We start from the raw sequence: 22384 nt of genomic DNA on the forward strand, positions 1-22384 counted from the left end.
GCGTCATATCGGACCATGACTTAGGCCCCGCCAAGGCCAGGCGAAAGATCAGCCGATGCGAACAGGCCCGGAGACGGTCTCGACGCCCGTCGCCAGCCACAGCACTCGACGACGATCCACCGGCCCCGGCATCTCGGCTTCGGGCGCGCCGACGAAGCCGAAACGTTCGAAATAGGCCCGGTCGCCGACCAGCAGCACCCCGCCGACCGCCAGGGTCCGCGCTTGGTCCAAACAGGCCTGCACTAGTTCGGCGCCCAGGCCGTCGCTGCGACTGGCAGCGTCCACGGCGATGGGTCCCAGGAACAGACCCGGCGTCTGACCGATCAGGACCGGCCACAGCCGCACCGAACCGACGATCCGGCCGTCCCGGCGCGCGACGAATCCGGCCGCTGGCCGCGAACCCTCACGCAGTCGCTCCGCCGTCTTGGCGAAACGACCCGGCCCGAAGGCGGCCAGAACCAGGGCCTCCACGCCGTCGGCGTCGGCCGGGATCTCGGCGTCGATACGGCCGGCGACAGCGGCCATCTGGGCAAGGGCGTGCGACATGGGCGCTCCAGAAAGAGGCGCGCGCACCTAGAACCAAAGCTGCGCCAAATCAAGGCGCAGTCTTGTGACGCTGGCGTCAGCCCAGCTTGGAAAAGTCCGGCGCCCGTTTCTGGGTGAAGGCCATGAAGGCCTCCATGGCCTCCGGGCTCTTCATCTGCGAACCGAAGGCCTCGCCCTCGCGCTGCATCAGCGCCCACAGGCCGTCGGCGTCGCGCATCAGCCGCTTAGTCTTGCGCAGGGAGTTGGGCGCGCGGGCCGCGACGCGGGCCGCCAGGTCCGCCGCCGTCGCCTCGACCTGATCGGCCGGAACCGCCCGGTTCGCCAGGCCCCAGGCCACGGCCGTCTTGCCGTCCAAGGGCTCGCCCAGGGCGAACATCTCGAACGCCCGCTGATGGCCGATCACGGCCGGCAGCAACAGGCTGGACGCCGCCTCGGGCGCCAGGGCCAGGTTGACGAAGGGCACGGACAGCAGGGCGTCCTCGGCCACCACCACCAGATCGCAATGCAGCAGCATGGTCAGGCCGATGCCGACCGCCCGGCCCTTCACCGCCGCCACCAGCGGCTTGTCGAGATCGGCCAGCGCCTTCAGGAAGCGGAACACCGACATGTCGAACGGCTGTTCCGTCTGGGAGCCGATGGCGATGAAGTCGCCGATGTCGTTGCCGGCCGAGAAGCTGTCGCCCTCGGCGCGCAGCAGCAGCACCCGCACCGTATCGTCGGTCCGTGCCTGTTCCACGGCCTCGGACAGGGCCGAATACATGGCCTGGGTGATGGCGTTCTTCTTGTCGGCCCGGTCCAGCGTCAGGGTCAGGACGCCGTCGGCCAGTTGGGTGCGGATATGTTCGCTCACGTCGTTTCCTCGTCCCATTTGACGGCTGTCCACCAGTCGACGCCGTTCTCGTCGCGCGTCCGCTCGGCGCGGCCGCGCTTTTCCAGATAGTTCAGGTGCGCCTGGGCCTCGCCCGTGGCCATGCCCAGCACCCCGTCTCCGACCGCCCGACCGAACACGGCCGGGAAGCCGTCGATCACCCTAGACGGTTGACGCAACGTCCGCTCAAGCCGTTTCAGCGCGACTTCATGCCCGCGTTTCAGCGCGTCCAGCCTGACGTGAACGCCGTGGAAGGGTTCGCCGTGCGCCGGCAGAACGAATGCGCCCTCAGGCAGCAGGTCCCGCAGCTTCTCCAGGGAGTCCATCCAGTCGCCCAAAGGATCGGCTTCAGGCTCGGTCGGCCAGACCGAGATATTGGATGAAATCCGGGGCAGGATCTGGTCTCCGGCGATGAAGACATCATCCGAGCGCCGCCACAGGCAGACATGTTCGGGACTGTGGCCGGATCCGACCACCACGGTCCAGTCGTCCCCGTCGATCTGGATCACATCCTCATCCGACAGCCGCAGATAGCTGCGCGGCATCGGCGACACCCCCTTGGCGAAACCGCCGTAGTCCGCGCGCCAGCGATCGATCTGAGCCTCGCTCCAGCCCGCAGCGCGATAATAGCGTTCACCGTCTTCGGGCGCGTCGCCACCCTCGGCCATCAACATCCGGGCGGTGACATATTCCAGCCGCGACATCAGCAGGGGCGCGCCGCTGCGCGCGCACAGCCAACCCGCCAGGCCGATGTGGTCGGGGTGCATATGGGTGCAGATCAGCCGGTGGATCGAGCGCGCTTCCAAAGGTCCGGCCAGCGCCGCCTCCCACGCCGCCACGGCGTCCGGCGTCCGCAGTCCCGTATCGACGACCGTCCAGCCGTCGCCGTCCCGCAGGACATAGACGTTCACATGGTTCAGCTGAAACGGCAGGGCGAACCGCAACCAGAACACCCCGCGCGCGACCTCGACCGCCACGCCGGGCACGGGCGCATCGGGCATGGGATAGGTCAGGCCTCGCACCTCCATCCCCTGGTTCAGGGCCGCTGCATCGTCCGCCAAGTGCGTCTCCAATAAAAACGATCAAACCTTAGTCAGGTCTTGCCCACGCCGTCCACAGCCGCCTTGACCCCGCCCGATTAGACCGCCACGAAGCCTTCAGCCGTTCCCAACCGAAGGTGTTCCATGAAAGCCCGCATCGCCGCCGCCCTCGCGGCGCTCCTGTTCAGCGCCATATCGGTCGCTCCCGCCTTCGCGCAACAGCAGCGCGGCCCCGAAAACCAGCCCGCCACTGTTGAAGGCGGCTCGCGCGCCTCGGCCTCTCGTCAACGCCGCGAACGCCGCCCCGCCGCCCCGACGGCCGAGCAGATCCAGGCTGCCGCCCAGGAGCAGGCCACCCTGGCCAACACCGGATGCCAGGTCAGCGAATCCAAGCTTCTCGGCCAGACGACCGCCAACACCACAGTTTATGAAGTCGCCTGCGCCGCCGGCCCGGGCTTCATCATCGAAGCCAAGACCCCGCCCGAGGCGGCCAGCTGCATCCTGCTGGCCCATTCGGCCGAAACCCTGCGTGCGCGTGACCCGGCCGCCGACCCTGGTCCCCAGTGCACGATCGCCGCCAACACCGACACGCAGAAATTCCTGCGCGAATACGCCGTCCAGGCAGGCGTCGCCTGCACGGTCGACGAGGTCAAGGTGCTGGGCAAGGCCAACGACGGCGGCGTCATGTACGAAGCCGGCTGCTCCGACGGCGCGGGCTTCTGGCTCAAGCAACTGAACAATACCTGGACCAAAACCCCCTGCATCCAGGTGCTGGCCGAAAATGGAACCTGCGCCTTCACCACCTCGGCCGAGAACGCCACCCTTGTGAAATCCTATTTCGCGGGTTCGGACGCCGCCTCCTGCGACGTGACCGAAGCCCGTCTGATGGGCCGCAACGCCAACGGCGTCTTCTATGAAGCCAAATGCGCGGCCGGCGACGGCCTCATCGCCCGCTTGAACACCGAGAACGTCGTGCAGCAGGTCTATCCCTGCGCCACCGCCCAGCAGATCGGCGGCGGATGCAAGCTGACGACGGCTCCGGCCGCCGCCCCGGCGCCCGCCGGCGGCCGTCCCTAAGCGACCACTGCAGACCAAACGAAGGGCCGCCGGAGCGATCCGGCGGCCCTTTTGTTTTGCGCGGCCTCTTTTCCGAAACCGAGACGCAGCCTAGCGTCGCCGTCATGCGCATCGCCACCTGGAACGTGAACTCGGTCAACGCCCGCCTGCCCACCGTGCTGGCCTGGCTGGAGCAGGCCGCCCCCGACGTCGCCTGTTTCCAGGAGATCAAATGCGTGGACGAGAAATTCCCGCGCGAGGCCTTCGAGAGCCTGGGCTATAATGTCGAGACCCACGGCCAGAAGAGCTACAACGGCGTGGCCCTGCTGTCGAAATACCCGCTGTCGGACATCCGGCGCGGCCTGCCCGGCGACGAGACCGATGAACAGGCCCGCTATCTGGAAGCCGTGATCGAGGCGCCCCGGCCGCTCCGGGTGGCGTCCATCTATCTGCCCAACGGCAATCCGATCGGGACCGAGAAATTCGACTACAAGCTGGCCTGGTTCGAGCGATTAAACCGTCACGCCCGCGACCTGCTGGCCTTCGAAGAGCCGCTGGCCCTGTGCGGCGACTATAACGTCATTCCCGAGCCGGAAGACGCCAAGAACCCCGCCGCCTGGACTGACGACGCCCTGTTCCAGCCCCAGAGCCGCCAGGCCTTCCGCGCCCTGAAGAACCTGGGCCTGGCCGACGCGCACGAGGTCGGGGGCGAACCGGCCGGGACCTACAGCTTCTGGGACTATCAGGCCGGCGCCTGGCAGAGGAACCACGGCATCCGCATCGACTTCGCCCTGCTGTCGCCCCAGGCGGCGGATCGGCTGCGGGGGATCGAGACCCATCGCGACGCGCGCGACATGGACAAGCCCAGCGACCATGTGCCGGTGGTGGTCGATATCGACCTATCGGCCGGGACGGAGGTCTGAGCCATGGCCGAGGTCGTGCGGGTGATCCTGCTGATCGCCTTGGCGGCGGCCCTGCTGACGACCCTGGCCCTGGCCCTCTCTTGGTGGATGGAGCCGCCCCGCCGCATCCGCCGCGCCCTTCTGAAGGCTCTGGGCGTCCCGCCTGAGGTCGAGGCCGTTTCGCCCCGCGAAGGCCGGGCCTGCGCTCTGAACTTCGACATCGAACAGGTTGTCGTGCTGTGGGCCAACGGCGCCCACGGCCTGGCCTACGCCTTCGAGGAGGTCGAGGGCGGCGAAATCATCGTCGACGGCCATGTGGTGGCCCGCATCCGGCGTGGCGAGGCGCGCAAGTCGCTGGACGTGCTGGCGCCTGACGCCGAACAGGTGGTGCTGCGGCTGATGTTCGCAGACGCCCGCCATCCGGAGTTCGAACTGGCCCTGTGGGACGCCGCCTTGGCAGGCGAGACCGGCTCGCCTGGCGAGGCGCTGCGGCTGGGCCGACGGTGGCTGTCGCACCTGGAAGCCCTGTTGAAGAGCTGACCGCCCCCCTTCCGATTGGGCGGCGAGAGGTCTAGAACCCCCGCTCATTCCTATCGACACGCCTTTTTACGGGAGGCCGCCTTGGCCCGCCTATTCGACGCCTATGTCGTCGCCGACTGGACCGCCGCCGAAACCAAGAAACTCGGCGACACCTCGCTGTGGATCGGGGTGGCGAAGCGCGACGTGCGGTTCCGCCTCTATACCGAGACGCACAATGTCGCCACGCGGGCCGAGGGCGAGGCCCTGCTGGCCTCGATCCTGGCGGATCACAGGAAGCGCGGCGACCGGGTTCTGGTCGGGCTGGACTTCAACTTCGGCTATCCGGTCGGCACGGCCGCGCGGCTGAAGCTGGACGGAACCCCCTGGCAAGCCATGTGGAAATTCATCGCCGCCAATGTGGTGGACAAGGCCGACAATACGAACAACCGCTATCAGGTGGCGGCCAAGATGAACCGGCTGATGACGGACGAGGCCTGGCCGCTGTGGGGGGCGCCGGCGAAACAGGCGCAGCGCTGGCTGACGACCACCAAGCCGCCCGCAGGCGCGGGCGCCGACATCCCCGAGTTCCGGGCGACCGAGAATGCGGCGCGCAAGGGCAAGCTTCAGCCCAAGAGCGTGTGGCAGATGCACGGGGCGGGCGCCGTGGGCGGCCAGACCCTGGTGGGAATCCCGGCTGTGCGTAGACTGTTGGAAAGCCTGGGGTCTTCGGGCGCCGTCTGGCCGTTCGGCACCGGCTGGCGCGAACTGACGCCCGAGGACGTCGAGCCCCTGTCGGCCCTGGTGGTCGAGGTCTGGCCGTCCATGTTCGACGGCAAGACCAACGAGGGCGAGTTCAAGGATCAGGCCCAGGTCCGCTCCACCGCCGAGGCCCTGGCCCACATGGACGAGGCCGGCGACCTAGCCAAGGCCTTCGGCCCGCCCAAGGACGCCACGCCCGAACTGATCGCCCAGGTGGAGCAGGAAGAAGGCTGGATTCTGGGGGTCTGAACCTGGAGAAAACCTCGACAAATTCTGGAGAATTTGTCGAGGTTCTCGATATCAGGACAGGCGGTCGCGGAACTCTGAATAGTCGAATTCGCGGACCAGCTTCAGCGCGTCGGTGTCGCTGTTCCACAGGGCGATGGCCGGCAGCGGCACCCCGTTGAAGGTGTTGGTCTTCACCATCGAATAGTGGGCCTGATCCAGGAAGGCGATGCGGGTTCCGGCGGTCGGCGCAGTGGCGAAGCCATAGTCGCCGATGATGTCGCCGGCCAGGCAGGACGGCCCGCCCAGGCGATAGGTCACACCCGCCTCGGCCTCGTTCAGCATGGCGGGGCGATAGGGCGCCTCGATCACATCCGGCATGTGGCAGGTCGCCGAGATGTCGGTGATGGCGATGGGCAGGCCGTTATGGAAGGTGTCCAGCACCTCGCCCACCAGTATGCCGGCGTCGAGCGCAATGGCCTCGCCCGGCTCGATATAGACCTGAAGCCCGTAGCGTTCGCCCAGGTCCTTCAGGAAGCCGACCAGGGCGTCGATGCGGTAGTCGGCGCGGGTCACATGGTGGCCGCCGCCCAGGTTGATCCACTTCAGGTCCGGCAACAGGGGCGCCAGCTTCGGCTCAACCGCAGCCCAGATCCGCTCCAGCGGCTCGAACCCCTGTTCGCACAGGGCGTGGATGTGCAGGCCGTCCACGCCGTTCAGATGCTCGGGCGTCAGTTGCGACACCGGGAAGCCCAGGCGCGAGCCCAGCTGGCAGGGGTCGTATTTGGCCACCTCGCCCTCCGAATGCTCGGGGTTCAGCCGCAGGCCGATATCGAACACCTGGCCCTCGGCGCGGGCGGCGGCGATCAGGTCGGCGAAGCGGGCGATCTGGTCCGGGGCGTTGAAGATGACCGTGTCCGACAGACGCAGGATCTCGGGCAGGTCGGCGGGCTTGTAGGCGGGGGAATAGGTGGTCAGGTGGCCCTGATAGAACTCCCGCGCCAGCCGCGCTTCCCACAGGCCCGAGGCGCAGACGCCGTCGAGGTATTCCCCGACGACATCGGCCAGCGCCCACATCGAGAAGGCCTTCAGGGCCAGCAGGACCCGCGCATTGCCCCGCGCCCCGACGTCCTGAAGGACCGACAGGTTGCGACGCACCGCGACCTCGTCCACCACGAAGGCGGGCGACGGGACGCGGTTCAGATCGAACCGGGCGAAGGCGCCCGGTCCGCCGGCCTGGGTCTGCATGACCATGGGCGTATCCTCAGAAGTCCAGCGGCGCGGACAGTTCCTCGACCGTCCACGGCAGGCCGTGCTTGTTCAGCATGTCCATGAAGGGATCGGGATCCAGCTGCTCCATGTTGAACACCCCCTCGCCCTTCCACTGGCCGGTCAGCATCAGGGCCGCGCCGATCATGGCGGGGACGCCGGTGGTGTAGCTGACGGCCTGGTTGCCGGTCTCGGCATAGGCTTCCTGGTGGTCGCAGATGTTCTTGACGTAGACCGTCTTGGCCGCGCCGTCCTTCTGGCCGGTGGCGATCGTGCCGATATTGGTCTTGCCCTTGGTGATCGGGCCCAGCGACGAGGGTTCGGGCAGCAGGGCCTTCAGGAACTCGATCGGGATGATCTCGCGGCCCTGGAACATCATAGGCTCGATCGAGGTCATGCCGATGTTTTCCAGCACTTCCAGGTGCTTGAGATAGGAGTCGCCGAAGGTCATCCAGAAGCGGATGCGCTTGATTTCCGGATAGAATTTGGCCAGCGACTCCAGTTCCTCATGATACATGAGGTACATGTTCTTGGGCCCCACGCCCTCGAAGTCGAAGGTCTGCTTGTGGCTCAGGGCCGGGCCCTCGACCCACTGGCCGTCGGCCCAGTGACGCGACGGGGCGGTCACTTCGCGCAGATTGATCTCGGGATTGAAGTTGGTCGCGAACGGCAGGCCGGTGTCGCCGCCGTTGCAGTCCAGGATGTCGAGCGTCTCGATCGAATCCAGCAGGTGCTTCTTGGTGTAGGTGGTGAAGACCGAGGTCACGCCGGGGTCGAAGCCCGAGCCCAGCAGGGCCATCAGGCCGGCTTCCCTGAAGCGGTCCTGGTAGGCCCACTGCCACTTGTATTCGAACTTGGCCTCGTCGCGCGGCTCGTAGTTGGCGGTGTCGAGATAGTTGACCCCGGCGGCCAGGCAGGCGTCCATGATGGCCAGGTCCTGGTACGGCAGGGCCAGGTTGACGACCAGGGCGGGCTTGACCGCCTGGATCAGGGCCGTGGTCGCCGCCACGTCGTCGGCGTCGATCGCCGCCGTGTCGATGGTCACGCCGAAGCGCGACTTGACGGATTCGGCGATGGCGTCGCACTTGGACTTGGTACGGCTCGCCAGAGTGATGTGCGAGAAGATGTCCGCATTCATCGCCATCTTGTGGACGGCGACCGAACTGACGCCGCCGGCGCCAATGACCAGCACCCTGCTCATGTGTGCTTCTCCTGAAGACTGAAATGCTCTGGCGACATCGCCGCCCGTATAAAGGGCGGGGCTCTTAGCACGATGATGACAGGACCGCTAATGCGGGGGGCGTTGGGGACGAATTCGGGGGGTGTTTGGCCGGTGGCCAGCCGCCCCTCCCCTTTCCGCCGTCCCAGGGCTTGTCCCTGGGATCCATACGCCAGGTCCCCAGAGCGCGCGCCCGTCGAACACCGGGAGTCCGAATCCTCGCTACAAAGGCGAAGATGATGGGAATAGGAGAACGGTGGTCGGCCGAATGGGGTTTCAAATACGCAAGTATTTGAACATACTGTCTATACTCAGCGACATTATGATAGCTGTTCGACTGAAAACGTCGTCTTACCTGATGGGAGTATGATGTACCGAATGGTCAGCGCGTCACTCAAGGCACCTCGGCTGTCATCCGCGATTTCGAGAACCTGAACTGCAGCGTAGAAGCCATCAGTATTGCGGAGTACAGCGATCTCCCCGATCTTCACCGTTCTTGACCGTGATGTGAAATCGTAGGACGCGGCATCCACGATATCCTCAATGGCTGTTGCCCCACGCGCAAGCGCTATGCCATGGATTCCTACTGGATCATTGTAGAGACGGATGGCAGTGTTGCTTCCCTTCGACCAAGCAGTTTCGAAAGCGCTTGCACCCGATCCGATTACATACCGGCCGTTGTAGGCACCGTAATCGAATGTGACTTCGCCAGACATCGCGCTGGATGACGGTGGCGGGACATGAGACGCCTTCCCATCGTTGGGGTTTACACCTACCTTTTTGGCGATCTCAACCGCGAGCTCGGCAGGCGTGAAGTTCTTGGCTGAAAGATACTGGATGGTATCTGGGAGGCCGTCCACTTCGGTCTGATCAAATCGAACCGGCAATATGTATTCGCCGACTTCTTTCATCTGACGGCTAATCGCTGATCTCCGCTCATGACGAGTCCACGCTTTGCTAACGTATTCAGCGGAAATGAACATAACCACAAACTGAGTGTCACGCGAATAAATCCGGTGAAAATGCTCCGCTCCGTCAGTGCCCCAAAGCGCATTTGACTGGAACTCGTCATAGAAGACTGCGATGTGACGCGCGGCTAATGCGCTGGCAACATCGCGAACATAATCTCTTTGCTCACCCGCGAAGGACAACGCGACCTGGAATCTCCGGCTGTCGGCTTCGATGGTCCGGACAGGTGTTGCCACCGTTTGCAGCAAAAACGCAGAAGAAGAAGAAGACGGAAAGAGCGCTGCCTTCAACGCGTCTGCTTGATCGCGAATATCCTGGGCGCGGGTTCCTGCCCAATGCCCTCGATCCTCCTCAGACGGAAAGTTCACGCCGTCGCCACGCAGGATGCGATCCTTCTCCACGGCGGCGCGGCGTATGGCATCCGCAAAGCTCGCTAAAAGATCGGCACTTTCGTTTATGGCCTGAATGGCGACGCTTCGCTCGTAGCCCTTGGCGGCCTCCTCGACCCAACTGAACTGGTCGAGAACTTCTTTGCACAAACCTCGCGAGACCGCGTCCCAATATACTTCTCGGGGACTGCCCCAAAATTTGAGTCCACCTAGACTGGTGAACCGACCGTCGAAAAGGTCGATTTCGATGGGCTGACTACCGCCGATATGGTGCCATTTGAAGAACCATTGATTGCGGAACCAGGACATGCGTTCGCTCAGCCGTTGCTGCAGCCGTGTCGCCGTTGGTGTCATTGTAGCTCCACTCGCCAAGCCAACTCGATCCAGTCCCACATCGAACTGCCTGAACTGGTAGGCGATCCTCTCATCCAAACGCGCGAGTCGCTTGTTGATTTCGTCCCGCGCCATAACACTCCCCACCGATTTTAGCCGGTCGTCGAGTTGGGCGGCGTCGCGCAGCACCGGCAGGAGGTCTCGGGTGCGCAAAAACGCTTGGTCACGGCAGGCTTGACGATCAATTCCAGGGACGGCTTGAATATGCCTTAGCACCATGAGCACTTCGGCCTGCGCCTTATCCAAGGCAGCTTCTATTAGCTTCACGAGCTCTTTAAGCGTCTTGCCGGATTGGAGCATTCCCTTTGCACTGTTGTGGGCCAAAAGTGCTCTGGCCTCCTCCCTGACGGAGTCGGCCGTTGTGTCACGGATCACGTACAAGCGATCCAAAAGGTCGTTTATGGTTGGCTGGCCGTCGTTCGACATGTGGTCGATATAGACGATCAGACGTGGATCACGAGAGTGACGAAACCTGACCGGTGTCTAGAAGATACCGGATCCGCCATTTCTCGCGGCTTAGTCAAACTCCCCCTACCCGATCAACGCCCGCGCCGCCGCCCTTGCCTCATCGGTGATCTCCGCCCCCGACAGCATCCGCGCGATCTCTTCCTGACGCCGCGCGTCGTCCAGGGCCACCACCGTGGTGGTCGTCATCCCCTCGTGGTCGGCCTTCATCACCTTCCAGTGGGCGTGGCCGCGGGCGGCGACCTGGGGGCTGTGAGTGACGACCAGGACCTGGGCGCCGGTGGACAGGCGTTTCAGGCGCGAGCCGACGGCCTCGGCCACGGCGCCGCCGACGCCCTGGTCCACCTCGTCGAAGATCATCACCGGCTGGCGCATGTCCTCGCGGCTGGCCAGGGCGGCCTTCATGGCCAGGGCGAAACGGGCCAGTTCGCCGCCTGACGCAATGGCGTCCAGGGGGCCGAAGTCGGTTCCGGCGTTGGTGGCGATCTGGAAGCGGACGGTCTCGACCCCGTCGGGGCCGCGCCGGCCCTCGATCGGCTCCAGCGCCACGCGGAACCGGGCGCGCTCCAGCTTCAGCGGACCCAGTTCGCCCATGACGGCGGCGGTCAGGCGGTCGGCCGCCGCCTCGCGCGCCGAGGTCAGGAACGCAGCGGCGAGGTCATAGGATTCGGCCGCCTCGGCGGCCTCGCGGCCCGCATTGGCCAGGGCCTCCTCTCCGTCCTCGATCAGGCGCAGCTGTTCGCGCAGGCGGATGCGCAAGGACGGCAGGGCGTCGACCGTGGTGTTCAGTTTCCGCGCGGCGGCGCGCAGGGCGAACAGCCGTTCCTCGGCCTTGTCCAGGCGGCCGGGCTCATAGTCGAAGGCGTCGGCGGCGGCGTCCACGGCGGCGACCGCCTCGGCCGCCTCGACCATGGTGCGGTCGATGGCCTCGACGGCGGCGGACAGTTTGATGATGACCGGGTGGTCGCCCTCGGCCCCCGCCTGGCCGGCGCGCTGGCGGGCGTGTTCGACGGCGCGCAGAGCGGCGCCCAGTTTCTGGCTCAGCTTGTCGCCGCCCAGCTGGGTGCGAGCGTCGGCCAGGTCGGCGATGGCTTTTTCGGCGGCGCCCAGCAGGGCGCGTTCGCCGGCCAGTTCCGTCTCTTCGTCGGCGCGGGGGTCCAAGGCGTCGAGTTCGGACAGGTTGAGGCTGATTTCCTCGACGCGGGCGGCGGCGTCGGCGGCCTGGGCCTTCAGCTCGGCCAGTTTCGCCTCGGCGGCCTTCAGCTTGGCGGAGGCGGCGGCGACGGCCTGCAATTGAGGCTGGAGACCGCCATAGGCGTCCAGCGAGCCCCGGTGGGTGCGCCAGTCCAGCAGGCCGACGGTCTCATGCTGGCCGTGAACCTCGACCAGGGCGGCGCCGATCTCGCGCAGGGCCGTGACCCCGGCGGGCTGGTCGTTGACATAGGCCCGGCTGCGGCCGTCGGCGTTCAGCACCCGGCGCAGGATCAGGTCCTCGCCCGGCTGGACCTCGAATCCCTTTTCGGCGATCAGGGCCAGCAGGTCGGGATCGTCCGGGGCGCTGAAGATGGCGGTGGCCACGGCCTGTTTGGCCCCGTGGCGCACCAGGCCGGCGTCGCCGCGCCCGCCCAGGGCCAGACCCAGGGCGTCCAGAATGATCGACTTGCCCGCCCCCGTCTCGCCCGTCAGCACGGTCAGGCCGGTCTCGACGTCGAGATCCAGCACGTCGACCAGGACGACGTCACGGATGGAAAGGGCGGTCAGCATGGGCGCACGCGATTCGGCATGGGGCGCAGTCTAGCGCGCGGCGGCGTGAAAGGAATCAGAGACCGGAGGCCCGGCGCAGGGCGGCGTTGATGCCCGATTGCCAGCCCGGCCCCTGGGCGCGCCAATGCTCCAGCAGATCGGCATCCAGACGCAGGGTGACCTGTTGTTTGGGCGCGTCGGCCTTGGGGCGGCCGGGGGCGCGTTTGAACTGGTTGAGGATGTAGTCGGGCAGGACTTCACGTGCGGGGCGGAGTTTGGCCGCGCGCTCTGCGGTCAGCTCCGGCGTATCGTCGTCGTCGAGAAAGGGCTCAGTCGCCGCTTCCGACACCCCTTTGTTCTCGGACATATCTCCGCTCCCGGTCATTGGCCTTGCGCAGACTGATGGCCCGCACCCTTGCGTCTCGAACCGTGAAGGCCAGAACGTGCAGCCGCCCGTCCAGTTCGCCATAGGCGATCCATCTGGGTTCGCCGTAATCGAAGCGATCATCCACCTCGATCAAGGCTTCTTCCATCTGGATTTCGTCGGCTCGCAACAGCGAGACGTCGTGCTTGGCGATATTGGCCTCATCCTTCGCCGGGTCGAAGACGATCATTTATGTAACTACATAAATCTGACCGTCAAGGGGACGATCAGCCGGGGATGATCCGCTGCAGCCAGGATTCGCGCTTGGCCTCGGGGGCTTTTTCCGGGGTCTGGCCGTTTTCGGTCAGCAGGGCGTAGGCCTCGGCGTACCAGGGGCTGCCGGGGAAGTTGTAGCCCAGGACGGCGCCGTTGCGGGTCGCCTCTTCCTTCAGGCCCAGCTGCAGATTGACCTCGACCAGGCGGTACAGGGCCTCGGGCGTGTGGGAGGTGCGCTGGAACTCGGGGTTGGCGATGACGGCCTTGTAGCGGTTCAGGGCCGCCAGCGGCTGGTTGGCGCGCTGGTAATAGCGGCCGATGTTCATTTCCTTGCCGGCCAGCTGGTCGTTGACCATGTCGATCTTGACGGCGGCGTCGCTGGCGTAGGGCGTGCCCGGATAGCGGCGCGCCACGTCCTTCAGCCCGGCCAGGGCGGCGTTGGCGTAGCCCTGGTCGCGACCCACGTCGGTGATCTGTTCGAAGTTGCAGACCGCCTTCATGTAGAAGGCGTAGGCCGCCGAGGGATTGCCCGGGAACAGGGAGATGAACCGGTCCGAAGCCGCGATGGCGTCCGCGTAATTATTGTTCTGATAGAAGGCGTAGACCTGCATCAGGATCGAGCGACGCGCCCAGTCCGAATAGGGATGCTGGCGTTCCACCTCCTGGAAATAGTCGACGGCGTCGGCCCAGCGGCGCTGTTCCAGGCGCTGGTAGCCGGTGTTGTACAGGGCCTCGACCGGCCGTTCCTCATAGGCGAGCTTGGGTCGTGCGTTGCCGGCGCAGCCCGCGATTGTCATTGCGGCGGCGGCCGCAGCCATCAGCACCAGGCCGGAACGGATCTTGGAAACGGACAAGGATGACCCCATGACGAGCAAAGACAGACCCTCGGCCTGGCTTCGGAAACGAACGCGGCGTTCTCTAGCACCCACGACCGGACCGCGCCATGCCGACGAAAACTCTCCGCACACGACTTGCCCTGCCCGGCACCGCTGGTAAAGAGCGCGCCAACCGACCGCCGTTCATGGGGGTCGGATGACGGCGAAAGGATGACCAGCCGATGAAGCTGCTCTCAGGCAACTCCAACCGCGGCCTCTCTCAGGCTATCGCCGACCATCTGGACGCCCCCTTGACCAAGGCCCAGGTCAAGCGGTTCGCCGACAATGAGGTCTTCGCCGTCATCGAGGAGAACGTCCGCGGCGAGGACGTCTTCATCCTTCAGTCGACCAGCTATCCGGCCAACGACAATCTGATGGAGCTGCTGATCATCACGGATGCGCTGGTGCGCGCCTCCGCCCGTCGGATCACGGCCGTCATGCCCTATTTCGGCTATGCGCGTCAGGACCGTAAGACCGGCGGTCGCACGCCCATCTCGGCCAAGCTGGTGGCCAATCTGATCACCCGCGCCGGCGCCGACCGGGTGCTGACCATGGATCTGCACGCCGGCCAGATCCAGGGCTTCTTCGACATTCCGACCGACAATCTGGTGGCCACGCCGGTCCTGGCCCAGGACATCCGCGAGAATTATGCGCGCGGCGACGACCTGATGATCGTCTCGCCCGACGTGGGCGGCGTGGTGCGCGCCCGTTCGCTGGCCAGCCGCCTGAACGCCGACCTCGCCATCGTCGACAAGCGTCGCCCCAAGGCGGGCGAAAGCGAGGTCATGAACATCATCGGCGACGTCGAAGGCCGAAGCTGCATCCTGTTCGACGACATCGTCGATTCGGGCGGCACCCTGGTGAACGCGGCCAAGGCGTTGATTGATCAGGGCGCCACCGAGGTCTCGGCCTATATCAGCCACGGCGTTCTGTCCGGCCCCGCCGTGCAGCGCATCACCGACGGGCCGCTGAAGGAACTGGTGATCACCGACTCCATCGAACAACCCGATGAAGTCCTGAAGTGCCCGAAAATCCGCAGGGTTTCCGTGGCTCCGCTTATCGGTGAAGCTATCCGGCGGATCGCCAACGAAGAATCCGTGTCGAAGTTGTTCGATTAATCTTCGGCAAACCACTTTCCTCACGTTATAAGCGGCTTCAAGTACACGCCCCGTCCGGGGCCATAGTTCTGTGGACGCGCCCCTATGCCCAAGGCCTTCATGACCCGCGGCCTGTCGATCGCCGCCCTGGCAGCCGCTGTTTTCCTGGCGAGTTGCACCACCAAGGAGCCAGAGGCGCCCCCGCCTCCCCCGCCGCCTCCGCCGCCGGTTTCGCTGAACGAGGGCGTGGCCCAAGCGGCCTCGATCTATGTCGCCTTCCTGCGGGAGGCCGAGACCATCCAGCCGGGCGGCTTCCCGGACGCCGAATCCATCCAGGCCGCCATCCGCAAGGGCGCCTCGTATGAGCCGGCCCAGTTGTCGCGCGGCCTGATCGCCTACGGCTCGATCATCGCGCTTCAGTCGCCCGAGTTCGTGGCCGGGGTGCGCCAGTTCGCCGCCGATCCCGTCCAACGCCAGCAGATGATCGCCCAGATCGTCGCCGATCCGGCCTATGCCGCCACCCTGCCCGGCGCCGACGCTGCGGCGGGCCTGATCACCGCCACCATCGGCAAGGACGCCGTCGCGATGCGCGCCATCGCCGAGGCCGTCGAGGCCGACGCCTATACGGTTCAGGAACGCAACGATCCGCGCCGTCGCTGGGCCGTCACCCACGTGCCCAACCGCGAAGTTCGGCTGGAGGGCGCCAAGACCCTGTCGGCGGCGACCATGCTGCCTTCCGGCGATGAATCGAGCCGTCTGTTCACGGCCGCCAACACCGGCCAGGGCCTGTCGGTCGAGGCGTCGCGCAAGGCGCCGCCCTATACGCCGGCCCTGACGCGGTCGCTGGCCATCGCCGCCCTGGCCGCTCTCGGGGCCGCCGGCGACGAGGCCCGGGCCAATACCGACGCCTTGGTGGTCGAGACGAACAGCGAATTCTGCCTGAACATGTCCAAACTGATGCTGTTCCAGTGCCTGGCCGCCTCGCGCCCCGCCTATGAGGACATGTTCTGCCTGGGCCGTCACGTCGCACGCGACCTGGCCACCTGCACCACCCAGGCGGTGCTCACGACCTCGATCACGGTCGGCGATCCCGAAGAAACCAGCACGCCCCCCGCCGCGGTTTCGCCGGTTTCGGTCACCCTGACGCAGACGCCCGCGCCGTCGCCGACGGCCTCGCTGAACACCTCGCCCTCTTCGTCTCGCTAAATCCGTTCAGACGGACGAAGGCCCGCCCCGAGCGATCGGAGCGGGCCTTTTCCTTGCGCGGGACGGCCTATTCGTAGCCGTGCGCGGCCTCGTTGATCACCTGGGACGGCATGGACGAGAAGTCCACGGCGATCGGCTTGGCGACCTTGGCCTGATAGGTTCGAAGCACATGGGTCATGCGACGGCGCACCTCGCGTTCGGCCTCGGTGCCTGTGTCGAGCGCCAGGGGCGCCAGGCAGAAGTCGATGATGGCTTCGGTTCGGGTCAGCGGTTCCATGGAGGTTCCTTTCCTTAAGCTGAGGGGGCCTTAAGCTGAGGGGGCCTTAAGCCGCGTGGGTGAACTGGGCGGTCTCGGTCGAGTCCTTCAGCGCCGTCGTCGAGGACGTGCCGTTGGAGATGACCGTGGCGACCTGATCGAAATAGCCTGTGCCGACTTCGCGCTGGTGACGCGTGGCGGTGTAGCCGGCGGCCTCGTTGGCGAACTCGCGCTGCTGCAGCTCGGAATAGGCCGCCATGCCGCGATCGCGATAGCCGTCCGCCAGCTCGAACATCGAGTTGTTCAAGGCGTGGAAGCCGGCCAGGGTCACGAACTGGAACTTGTAGCCCATGGCCCCCAGCTCACGCTGGAACTTGGCGATGGTGGCGTCGTCCAGCTTGGCCTTCCAGTTGAAGGAGGGCGAGCAGTTGTAGGCCATCAGCTTGCCGGGGTGCTTCTTCTGCACGGCCTCGGCGAACTTCTTGGCGTCGTCCAGGTCCGGGTGCGAGGTCTCCCACCACAGCAGGTCGGCGATGTTGGCATAGGACAGGCCGCGCGCGATGCAATGATCCAGGCCCGTGCCCTCCTTCAGGCGGAAGAAGCCCTCGGGGGTGCGGTTTTCGCGGTCGATGAAGGGCTGGTCGCGCTCGTCGATGTCCGAGGTGATCAGCTGGGCGCTTTCGGCGTCGGTGCGGGCGACCGTGATGGTCGGCGTGCCCATGACGTCGGCGGCCAAACGGGCGGCGACCAGATTGCGTTCATGCGCCTGGGTCGGGATCAGCACCTTGCCGCCCAGGTGGCCGCACTTCTTCTCCGACGCCAGCTGGTCCTCGAAGTGGACGCCGGCGGCGCCCGCCTCGATGAAGGCCTTCATGATCTCGAAGCTGTTCAGCGGGCCGCCGAAGCCGGCTTCCGCATCGGCGACGATCGGGGCGAACCAGTCGCGCTTGGCGCCGCCCTCGGCGTGCTCGATCTGGTCGGCGCGCTGCAGGGTGCGGTTGATGCGGCGGCACAGTTCCGGCGCGGCGTTCGCCGGGTACAGCGACTGGTCCGGATACATGGCCGAAGCGGTGTTGGCGTCGGCCGCGACCTGCCAGCCTGACAGATAGATGGCCTTCAGCCCGGCGCGGACCATCTGCATGGCCTGGTTGCCGGTGACGGCGCCCAGGGCGTTGATGAAGGGCTCGTCGTGCAGCAACTGCCACAGACGGTTGGCGCCGCGCTCGGCCAGGGTGTGGGTGATCGGCACGGAGCCGCGCAGGCGCAGAACGTCCTCAGGGGTATAGGGACGCTCGATGCCGTCGAAACGGCCGGCGGGCGAAGGAACCAGGTCGGCGAAGGTGGTCATGGTCGAACTCGGTCTCTGAATGGCGCGGCCGCAGCCGCCGTCTCAGGGACAAGAACACGCAGAAGTCACGAATAACACAGCACCGAAGCGCCTATTGATGTCAGTTTGTCATATCATGACTTTGCATACCCAGTCATAATGTGACATTCTCCAACCATGGAAATTGCCGCCGATCGCAAGCTTTTCCTCGGCGCCCGGCTGAAGCGGCTGCGGCGCGACCTGGCTCTGACTCAGACGGCCATGGCGGCCGACCTGGGCGTTTCGCCCAGCTATCTCAACCACATAGAACGCAATCAGCGGCCCGTTTCGGCCCAGCTGCTGCTGCGATTGGCTGAGACTTATGACGTCGATTTGCGCAGCCTGAACCAGGGCGGGGCGGCGGACGAGGCACGGCTGGGCGAGGTTCTGGCCGACCCTCTGTTCGCGGGCCTGTCCCTGCCCCGTCACGAACTGGTGCAATTGCTGGAAGAGGCGCCCGGCGTCGCGGACGCCATGCTGCGCCTGTACCAGGCCTTTGACGACGGCCGCGCCCGGGCCCGCGCCGCCGCCGAGAACGGCGAAGGCCTGGTGGACACCAGCCCGGCCGAATGGGTTCGCGAATATATCCAGTCGCGCGGCAACCACTTCCCTGAACTGGACCAGATGGGCGAGGCCCTGGCCGAGGCCCTGGCGGCCGAGGCGCCGGCCCACGCCGACGGTTTCGAACCCGCCGCGCGCCAGCGGCTGGCGGCGAAACACGATCTGGGCGTCCGCACCCTGCCGGCCGAGGTCATGGTGGAATGGACCCGCCGCTACGACCTGCACCGCCGCCGCCTGCTGCTGTCCGAGGCCCTGGGCCCGTCGTCGCGCGCCTTCGCCATCGCCTATCAACTGGCCCTGGCCGAGCAGGGCCCGGCCCTGAACGCCATGGTCCAGGCTGCGAACGCCCCGGACGGCCCGACGCGGTCCCTGCTGAAGGTGGCCCTGACCAACACCCTCGCCGCCGCGATCCTGATGCCCTACGCCGCCTTCCAGCGCACGGCGGAAGAGACCGGATATGATCTGGCGCGGCTCCAGGCCCGGTTCGGGGTCAGCTATGAACAGGCGGCGCATCGGTTGACCACCCTCTCGCGGCCGACGGCGCGGGGCGTGCCCTTCTTCCTGATGCGGGTCGATCAGGCGGGCAATATCTCCAAACGCTATGCCGCCGGCGCCTTCCCCTTCTCGCGTTTCGGCGGCGCCTGCCCGCGCTGGCGGCTGCACTCGGCCTTCCGCACGCCGGGCCGGATCATCACCCAGATCATCGAGACGCCAGATGGCGGGCGCTGGTTCACCTTCGCCCGCACGGTCGAACGCCAGGGCCAGGACGGCTATGGCGACGCCCACGATCTGGCCGTCGGCCTGGGCTGCGAGCTGCGCCACGCCCATCGGCTGGCCTACGCCCACGGCCTGGATCTGGAACGGCCCGAGGTCACGCCCATCGGCCCGGCCTGCCGCCTGTGCCACCGCCACCCCTGCGCCGAACGCGCTGCGGCGCCCATCGACCGGCCGCTGGCCGTGGACGACTGGTCCAAATCGGTCAGCCCGTACCCGTTCGCAGCGATGTGAGTTCACAACTACTCATAGTTGTGACAGACTGCGGATCATGGCCGATCATGTCCTGACCCTGCCCCTGACCGACGAGGCGCTTGAGCGGCTCAATGCCGCCGCGCATGCGGCGGGCATGACGCCGGAAGCCTATGCCGTCGCTGTCCTGGACAGGGCGCTTACAGAGAACTTATGTGGCGTCAGAGAAGACCAAGTTGCTTTCGAAGCGGGGCTGACCGGGCTTCACGCCGCGCCTCCAGAGGGTCCGACCGCGGCGGAAGCTCTGGCCGAATATGATCGCACGGGCGTCCACGAAACCTTCGAGGAATGGTCGACGGCGTTCGAAACGGACCTGAAAGCGCGCCTCGACGACCGACGGTGAAGCTCCGCTTCTCGGAACAGGCGGTTCGTGACAGGCGACGCCTCGCCGCCTTTCTGGCCGACCGCAATCCACGCGCCGCCCTGCGCGCGTTTCGGGTCATCACCCGGTCCGTATCCCTTCTACCCCGCACGCCGTTCATGGGGCGGGAGATGGGAGATCACCGCGAGCTTTATATCCGCTTCGGCGACAGCGGCTACGTCGTCCAATACCGCGTCGATGCGGACGTCGTCGTGGTCGCCCGCATCTTCCATGCGCGAGAAGACCGCTGAAGCGTCAATGGCTCAGCAGCAGCCAGGACTGGCTGCGGTTCAGCAAGGCCTGGGTGACGCCGCCCAGCACCCATTCCCGCATCCGGGAATGGCCCCAGGCGCCGGCGACGATCAGATTGGCGCCGGTCTGTTCGACAAGGGCCAGGATGCGGTCGCCGGCGGGGCGTTCGTCGCGCACCTTGGCCTCGCTTTCGGCGACGACGCCGTGGCGGCGCAGCCAGGCGGCGACGTCGGCGACCCGCGCGGCGGCGGCGGCGGCGTCGGCCGACGCGCAGATCTCGACCACCTTGACCTCGCGCGCCTGTTTCATCAGCGGCAAGGCGGCGGCGACGGCGCGCTGAGCCTCGCGCCCTTCCTTCCACGCCACCAGGACGACCCCGTCGACCGGCGCGGCCGAGGCCCGGGGCGGCGCGACCAGGACAGGCCGGCCGATGTTCATGATCAGGTCGCCCGCGTCCGGCGCACGATAGGGCAGACGCCCGGCGTCACGCCCCACCAGGATCAGGTCGGCCGCCCGCGCATGGCGTGCGACACAGGAGGCGGGATAGCCCGTCTCCGCCCGCCATTCGTGATCTATGCCGGTGTCCTTCATGGCTTCAAGGAAACGGGCCTTGGCGGCGGACAGTTCGCCGTCGGCCTGGTCCCGGCGCAGGGCCAGGATTTCACCGGCCATTCCCCCGGCGACATAGGCGTCGACCAGCGGCGGCTCGGGCTCGCTGACGGAGATCCCGATCAGGGTCGCGTCGTGAATGGCGGCGAGATCGCGCGCGAAACCGATCCGCGCGACATTGTCGGCCTCGTCATCCACATAGACCATCAGGCTCGCATAGGTCATGGCGGTGCTCCTTGTTGCCGGAGTCTGGATGCGCCCTTCGGCCCCGTCCCGCCTTGATCCGCGTCAAACCGTCAGATCAGGATCACCCGGCCGTTGTCGAGGCGGAAGGCGACGCCGGTGCGCTGGAACAGGCGGGCGATGACAGCGGAAGGATTGGCGACGCCCTTGTCCAGCATGGTCGAGATGTCGTTGGCCAGGGTGGGGTCGCGCGACAGGCGGGTCAGGGCGCCCAGCCATTCGTCGCGGCTCAGCACCCCGTCGTCATTGTCGCGGCGCTGAAAATCGGCGACCACGTCGAAGAAGTCGCCGCCGCCCGCGCGTCGTTCCGCCGCTTCGATGACCAGGCCCCAGACGGCGCCGCAGGCGTAATAGGCGCGGTTGTCGCCCCGGTCGCCGGCCGAGGCCACGGGCTTGCCCGCCGCCAGGGTGACGCAGTCGTCCACCTCGCGCTGCAGTTCCGCCCGGTCGTCATAGGCGGGGTCGATGGCTTTCAAAGCGCGCACCGCCATCAGGTCGGCCCCGCCCTCGGTGATCCAGGCCTCGCGGGCGTACTGGTATTTCAGCCCCTGAGAGCCCAGCCAGAAATGCGCCGCTTCGTGACCGATGAACCAGTGGGCGCGGGCGAGGGCCTGGGCGTCGGGGTCCAGCACCCCCTCCCCTTCGAAATTCATCGAGATCAGACCCGGCAGAACGCTGCCGCCCATGCTGGACAGGGATCTGGTCGGGCCGGTCCAGCTGACCATCAGGGTCGGCGCCTCGCCCTGAGCCCGACCCAGGCGCTGGGCGTAATAGGCCATGACGCGGGGTGTGAAGCCGGCCAGTTCCTCGCCCAGCCAGCGCGGCAGACCGGGATCGATGACGGTGGTGATCCCTTCGCCCCGGCGGGTCGTGGCGTCGCCGAACAGGACATAGGTCTGGGCGTCAACGGCCGTGACCTGGGGCGCGCGCTCGCCCTTGAACAGCACCGGTCCGGCGCGGTCACGCCAGGTCACGCTGGCCGGGCCGCCGGGCACATCGACGCCGTTCAGGTCGCGCGGCAGGGCGCGGGCGGCGGCGGCGGACTCCAGCGGGATGACGTCGAACTGACCGGAGAACAGCGCCACCGTGCCGTCCGAGAACACCAGGGCCGGATCATATTCAGCCTCCAGATCGCCGGGGCGCGGCGTCATGGCGATGCGGACATTGCGCGGCACAGGGCCGCCGTCGGTCGAGCGCAGCACGTCGTAATCGCCGATCCGCTCCAGCACGACGCCCGGCGTCTCCACCCGCCACCAGGCCGGCCGCCACGGCTGGCGGCTCTCGCGCAGCAGGGCCGAGCGGAAGAAGGCCCAGGCCGGGGCGTCACGATCCAGCACATACTCCGCCGTCCAGCGATCACCGTTGCGTTCGACCGACACGTCGACGCGGCCGTCTCCGGCCATGCTCGGGTCTTGCGACGCGACGACGGCGGGCGAAGCGCAGGCCGCAACGGTCGAAAAGCCGACAAGGGCGGCGCATATGAGAGCCGTCTTCAGACGCATGAAGTTCTCCAACAGGTCAGGCCTGCGA

Annotated in this window: 23 protein-coding genes; 9 read left to right on the plus strand and 14 right to left on the minus strand. The window is 66.6% G+C overall.

Translation table 11 applies throughout. The features are described 5' to 3' along the window. Positions 1–48: 48 nt before the first annotated feature. From AC07NC_RS08355 to AC07NC_RS08365, 3 genes are all read right to left on the minus strand, one after another. Positions 49–546 carry a GNAT family N-acetyltransferase gene (locus AC07NC_RS08355; protein WP_494569230.1) on the minus strand — a complete coding sequence of 166 codons (498 nt, stop codon included), beginning with the start codon at positions 544–546 and terminating at the stop codon, positions 49–51. A 76-nt stretch (positions 547–622) separates the two neighbouring features. Beyond that, positions 623–1396 (minus strand): enoyl-CoA hydratase, encoded by a 774-nt coding sequence (locus AC07NC_RS08360; RefSeq protein WP_494569231.1) that lies wholly within the window; start codon positions 1394–1396, stop codon positions 623–625. Further along, positions 1393–2475, minus strand: coding sequence for an MBL fold metallo-hydrolase (locus tag AC07NC_RS08365; protein WP_494569232.1), 1083 nt, complete (start codon positions 2473–2475; stop codon positions 1393–1395). The genes AC07NC_RS08360 and AC07NC_RS08365 overlap by 4 nt, the downstream gene beginning before the upstream one ends. A 123-nt stretch (positions 2476–2598) precedes the next feature. Between AC07NC_RS08365 and AC07NC_RS08370 the strand changes: the two genes are divergently transcribed. From AC07NC_RS08370 to AC07NC_RS08385, 4 genes are all read left to right on the plus strand, one after another. Further along, the gene (locus AC07NC_RS08370) at positions 2599–3531 is read left to right on the plus strand and encodes a hypothetical protein (protein WP_494569233.1); all 933 of its coding nucleotides are present in this window, start codon (positions 2599–2601) and stop codon (positions 3529–3531) included. Between the two features lie 104 nt (positions 3532–3635). After that, on the plus strand, positions 3636–4433 hold the full coding sequence (gene xth, locus AC07NC_RS08375; RefSeq protein WP_494569234.1) for an exodeoxyribonuclease III: 798 nt from the start codon (positions 3636–3638) through the stop codon (positions 4431–4433). Between the two features lie 3 nt (positions 4434–4436). After that, a complete protein-coding gene (locus AC07NC_RS08380; protein WP_154726545.1) occupies positions 4437–4952 on the plus strand; it encodes a hypothetical protein in 516 nt (171 codons plus the stop codon). 81 nt (positions 4953–5033) lie between these two features. After that, complete coding sequence (locus AC07NC_RS08385) at positions 5034–5939, plus strand: cobalamin biosynthesis protein CbiG (RefSeq protein ID WP_494569235.1); 906 nt, start codon at positions 5034–5036, stop codon at positions 5937–5939. 51 nt (positions 5940–5990) lie between these two features. On the opposite strand, the gene AC07NC_RS08390 is transcribed toward AC07NC_RS08385, so the two are convergent. From AC07NC_RS08390 to AC07NC_RS08420, 7 genes are all read right to left on the minus strand, one after another. Beyond that, positions 5991–7169, minus strand: coding sequence for a carboxynorspermidine decarboxylase (locus AC07NC_RS08390; protein WP_494569236.1), 1179 nt, complete (start codon positions 7167–7169; stop codon positions 5991–5993). Positions 7170–7179: 10 nt separating this feature from the next. Further along, positions 7180–8385 carry a saccharopine dehydrogenase family protein gene (locus AC07NC_RS08395; RefSeq protein ID WP_494569237.1) on the minus strand — a complete coding sequence of 402 codons (1206 nt, stop codon included), beginning with the start codon at positions 8383–8385 and terminating at the stop codon, positions 7180–7182. A gap of 338 nt (positions 8386–8723) precedes the next feature. Then, positions 8724–10529: a TIR domain-containing protein gene (locus AC07NC_RS08400; protein ID WP_494569238.1), complete on the minus strand. Its 1806-nt coding sequence runs from the start codon at positions 10527–10529 to the stop codon at positions 8724–8726. Positions 10530–10685: 156 nt separating this feature from the next. Then, a complete protein-coding gene (recN, locus tag AC07NC_RS08405; RefSeq protein WP_494569239.1) occupies positions 10686–12383 on the minus strand; it encodes a DNA repair protein RecN in 1698 nt (565 codons plus the stop codon). A gap of 55 nt (positions 12384–12438) precedes the next feature. Next, the gene (locus tag AC07NC_RS08410) at positions 12439–12729 is read right to left on the minus strand and encodes a BrnA antitoxin family protein (protein WP_008262269.1); all 291 of its coding nucleotides are present in this window, start codon (positions 12727–12729) and stop codon (positions 12439–12441) included. Further along, positions 12692–12976 (minus strand): BrnT family toxin, encoded by a 285-nt coding sequence (locus AC07NC_RS08415; protein ID WP_494569240.1) that lies wholly within the window; start codon positions 12974–12976, stop codon positions 12692–12694. The genes AC07NC_RS08410 and AC07NC_RS08415 overlap by 38 nt, the downstream gene beginning before the upstream one ends. A gap of 37 nt (positions 12977–13013) precedes the next feature. Further along, positions 13014–13868, minus strand: a complete 855-nt coding sequence (locus AC07NC_RS08420; RefSeq protein ID WP_008262322.1) for an outer membrane protein assembly factor BamD — start codon at positions 13866–13868, stop codon at positions 13014–13016. A gap of 191 nt (positions 13869–14059) precedes the next feature. On the opposite strand from AC07NC_RS08420, the gene AC07NC_RS08425 reads away from it, so the two are divergent. Together AC07NC_RS08425 and AC07NC_RS08430 are read left to right on the plus strand one after the other, a co-directional pair. Beyond that, positions 14060–14995 (plus strand): ribose-phosphate pyrophosphokinase, encoded by a 936-nt coding sequence (locus AC07NC_RS08425; protein WP_008261436.1) that lies wholly within the window; start codon positions 14060–14062, stop codon positions 14993–14995. Between the two features lie 84 nt (positions 14996–15079). Further along, positions 15080–16180 carry a hypothetical protein gene (locus AC07NC_RS08430; RefSeq protein ID WP_291751480.1) on the plus strand — a complete coding sequence of 367 codons (1101 nt, stop codon included), beginning with the start codon at positions 15080–15082 and terminating at the stop codon, positions 16178–16180. Positions 16181–16247: 67 nt separating this feature from the next. On the opposite strand, the gene AC07NC_RS08435 is transcribed toward AC07NC_RS08430, so the two are convergent. Both AC07NC_RS08435 and aceA read right to left on the minus strand, forming a co-directional pair. After that, positions 16248–16457, minus strand: a complete 210-nt coding sequence (locus AC07NC_RS08435) for a hypothetical protein (RefSeq protein WP_008262023.1) — start codon at positions 16455–16457, stop codon at positions 16248–16250. A 46-nt stretch (positions 16458–16503) separates the two neighbouring features. Next, a complete protein-coding gene (gene aceA / locus AC07NC_RS08440; RefSeq protein ID WP_292150636.1) occupies positions 16504–17784 on the minus strand; it encodes an isocitrate lyase in 1281 nt (426 codons plus the stop codon). A 156-nt stretch (positions 17785–17940) separates the two neighbouring features. On the opposite strand from aceA, the gene AC07NC_RS08445 reads away from it, so the two are divergent. The 3 genes from AC07NC_RS08445 to AC07NC_RS08455 are packed head-to-tail and all read left to right on the plus strand — an operon-like array spanning position 17941 to position 20001. Continuing rightward, positions 17941–19371, plus strand: a complete 1431-nt coding sequence (locus tag AC07NC_RS08445) for a helix-turn-helix domain-containing protein (protein WP_494569241.1) — start codon at positions 17941–17943, stop codon at positions 19369–19371. A 37-nt stretch (positions 19372–19408) separates the two neighbouring features. Beyond that, complete coding sequence (locus tag AC07NC_RS08450; RefSeq protein WP_494569242.1) at positions 19409–19732, plus strand: hypothetical protein; 324 nt, start codon at positions 19409–19411, stop codon at positions 19730–19732. Further along, positions 19729–20001 carry a type II toxin-antitoxin system RelE/ParE family toxin gene (locus AC07NC_RS08455; RefSeq protein WP_494569243.1) on the plus strand — a complete coding sequence of 91 codons (273 nt, stop codon included), beginning with the start codon at positions 19729–19731 and terminating at the stop codon, positions 19999–20001. The genes AC07NC_RS08450 and AC07NC_RS08455 overlap by 4 nt, the downstream gene beginning before the upstream one ends. 4 nt (positions 20002–20005) lie before the next feature. Here the strand turns inward: AC07NC_RS08455 and AC07NC_RS08460 are convergent, their stop codons facing one another. Beyond that, the gene (locus AC07NC_RS08460) at positions 20006–20836 is read right to left on the minus strand and encodes a universal stress protein (protein WP_008261966.1); all 831 of its coding nucleotides are present in this window, start codon (positions 20834–20836) and stop codon (positions 20006–20008) included. Between the two features lie 71 nt (positions 20837–20907). Further along, positions 20908–22356 (minus strand): hypothetical protein, encoded by a 1449-nt coding sequence (locus tag AC07NC_RS08465; RefSeq protein ID WP_494569244.1) that lies wholly within the window; start codon positions 22354–22356, stop codon positions 20908–20910. Positions 22357–22384: the final 28 nt, after the last annotated feature.

The organism is Brevundimonas sp. GW821-FHT10A07 (assembly GCF_059415785.1).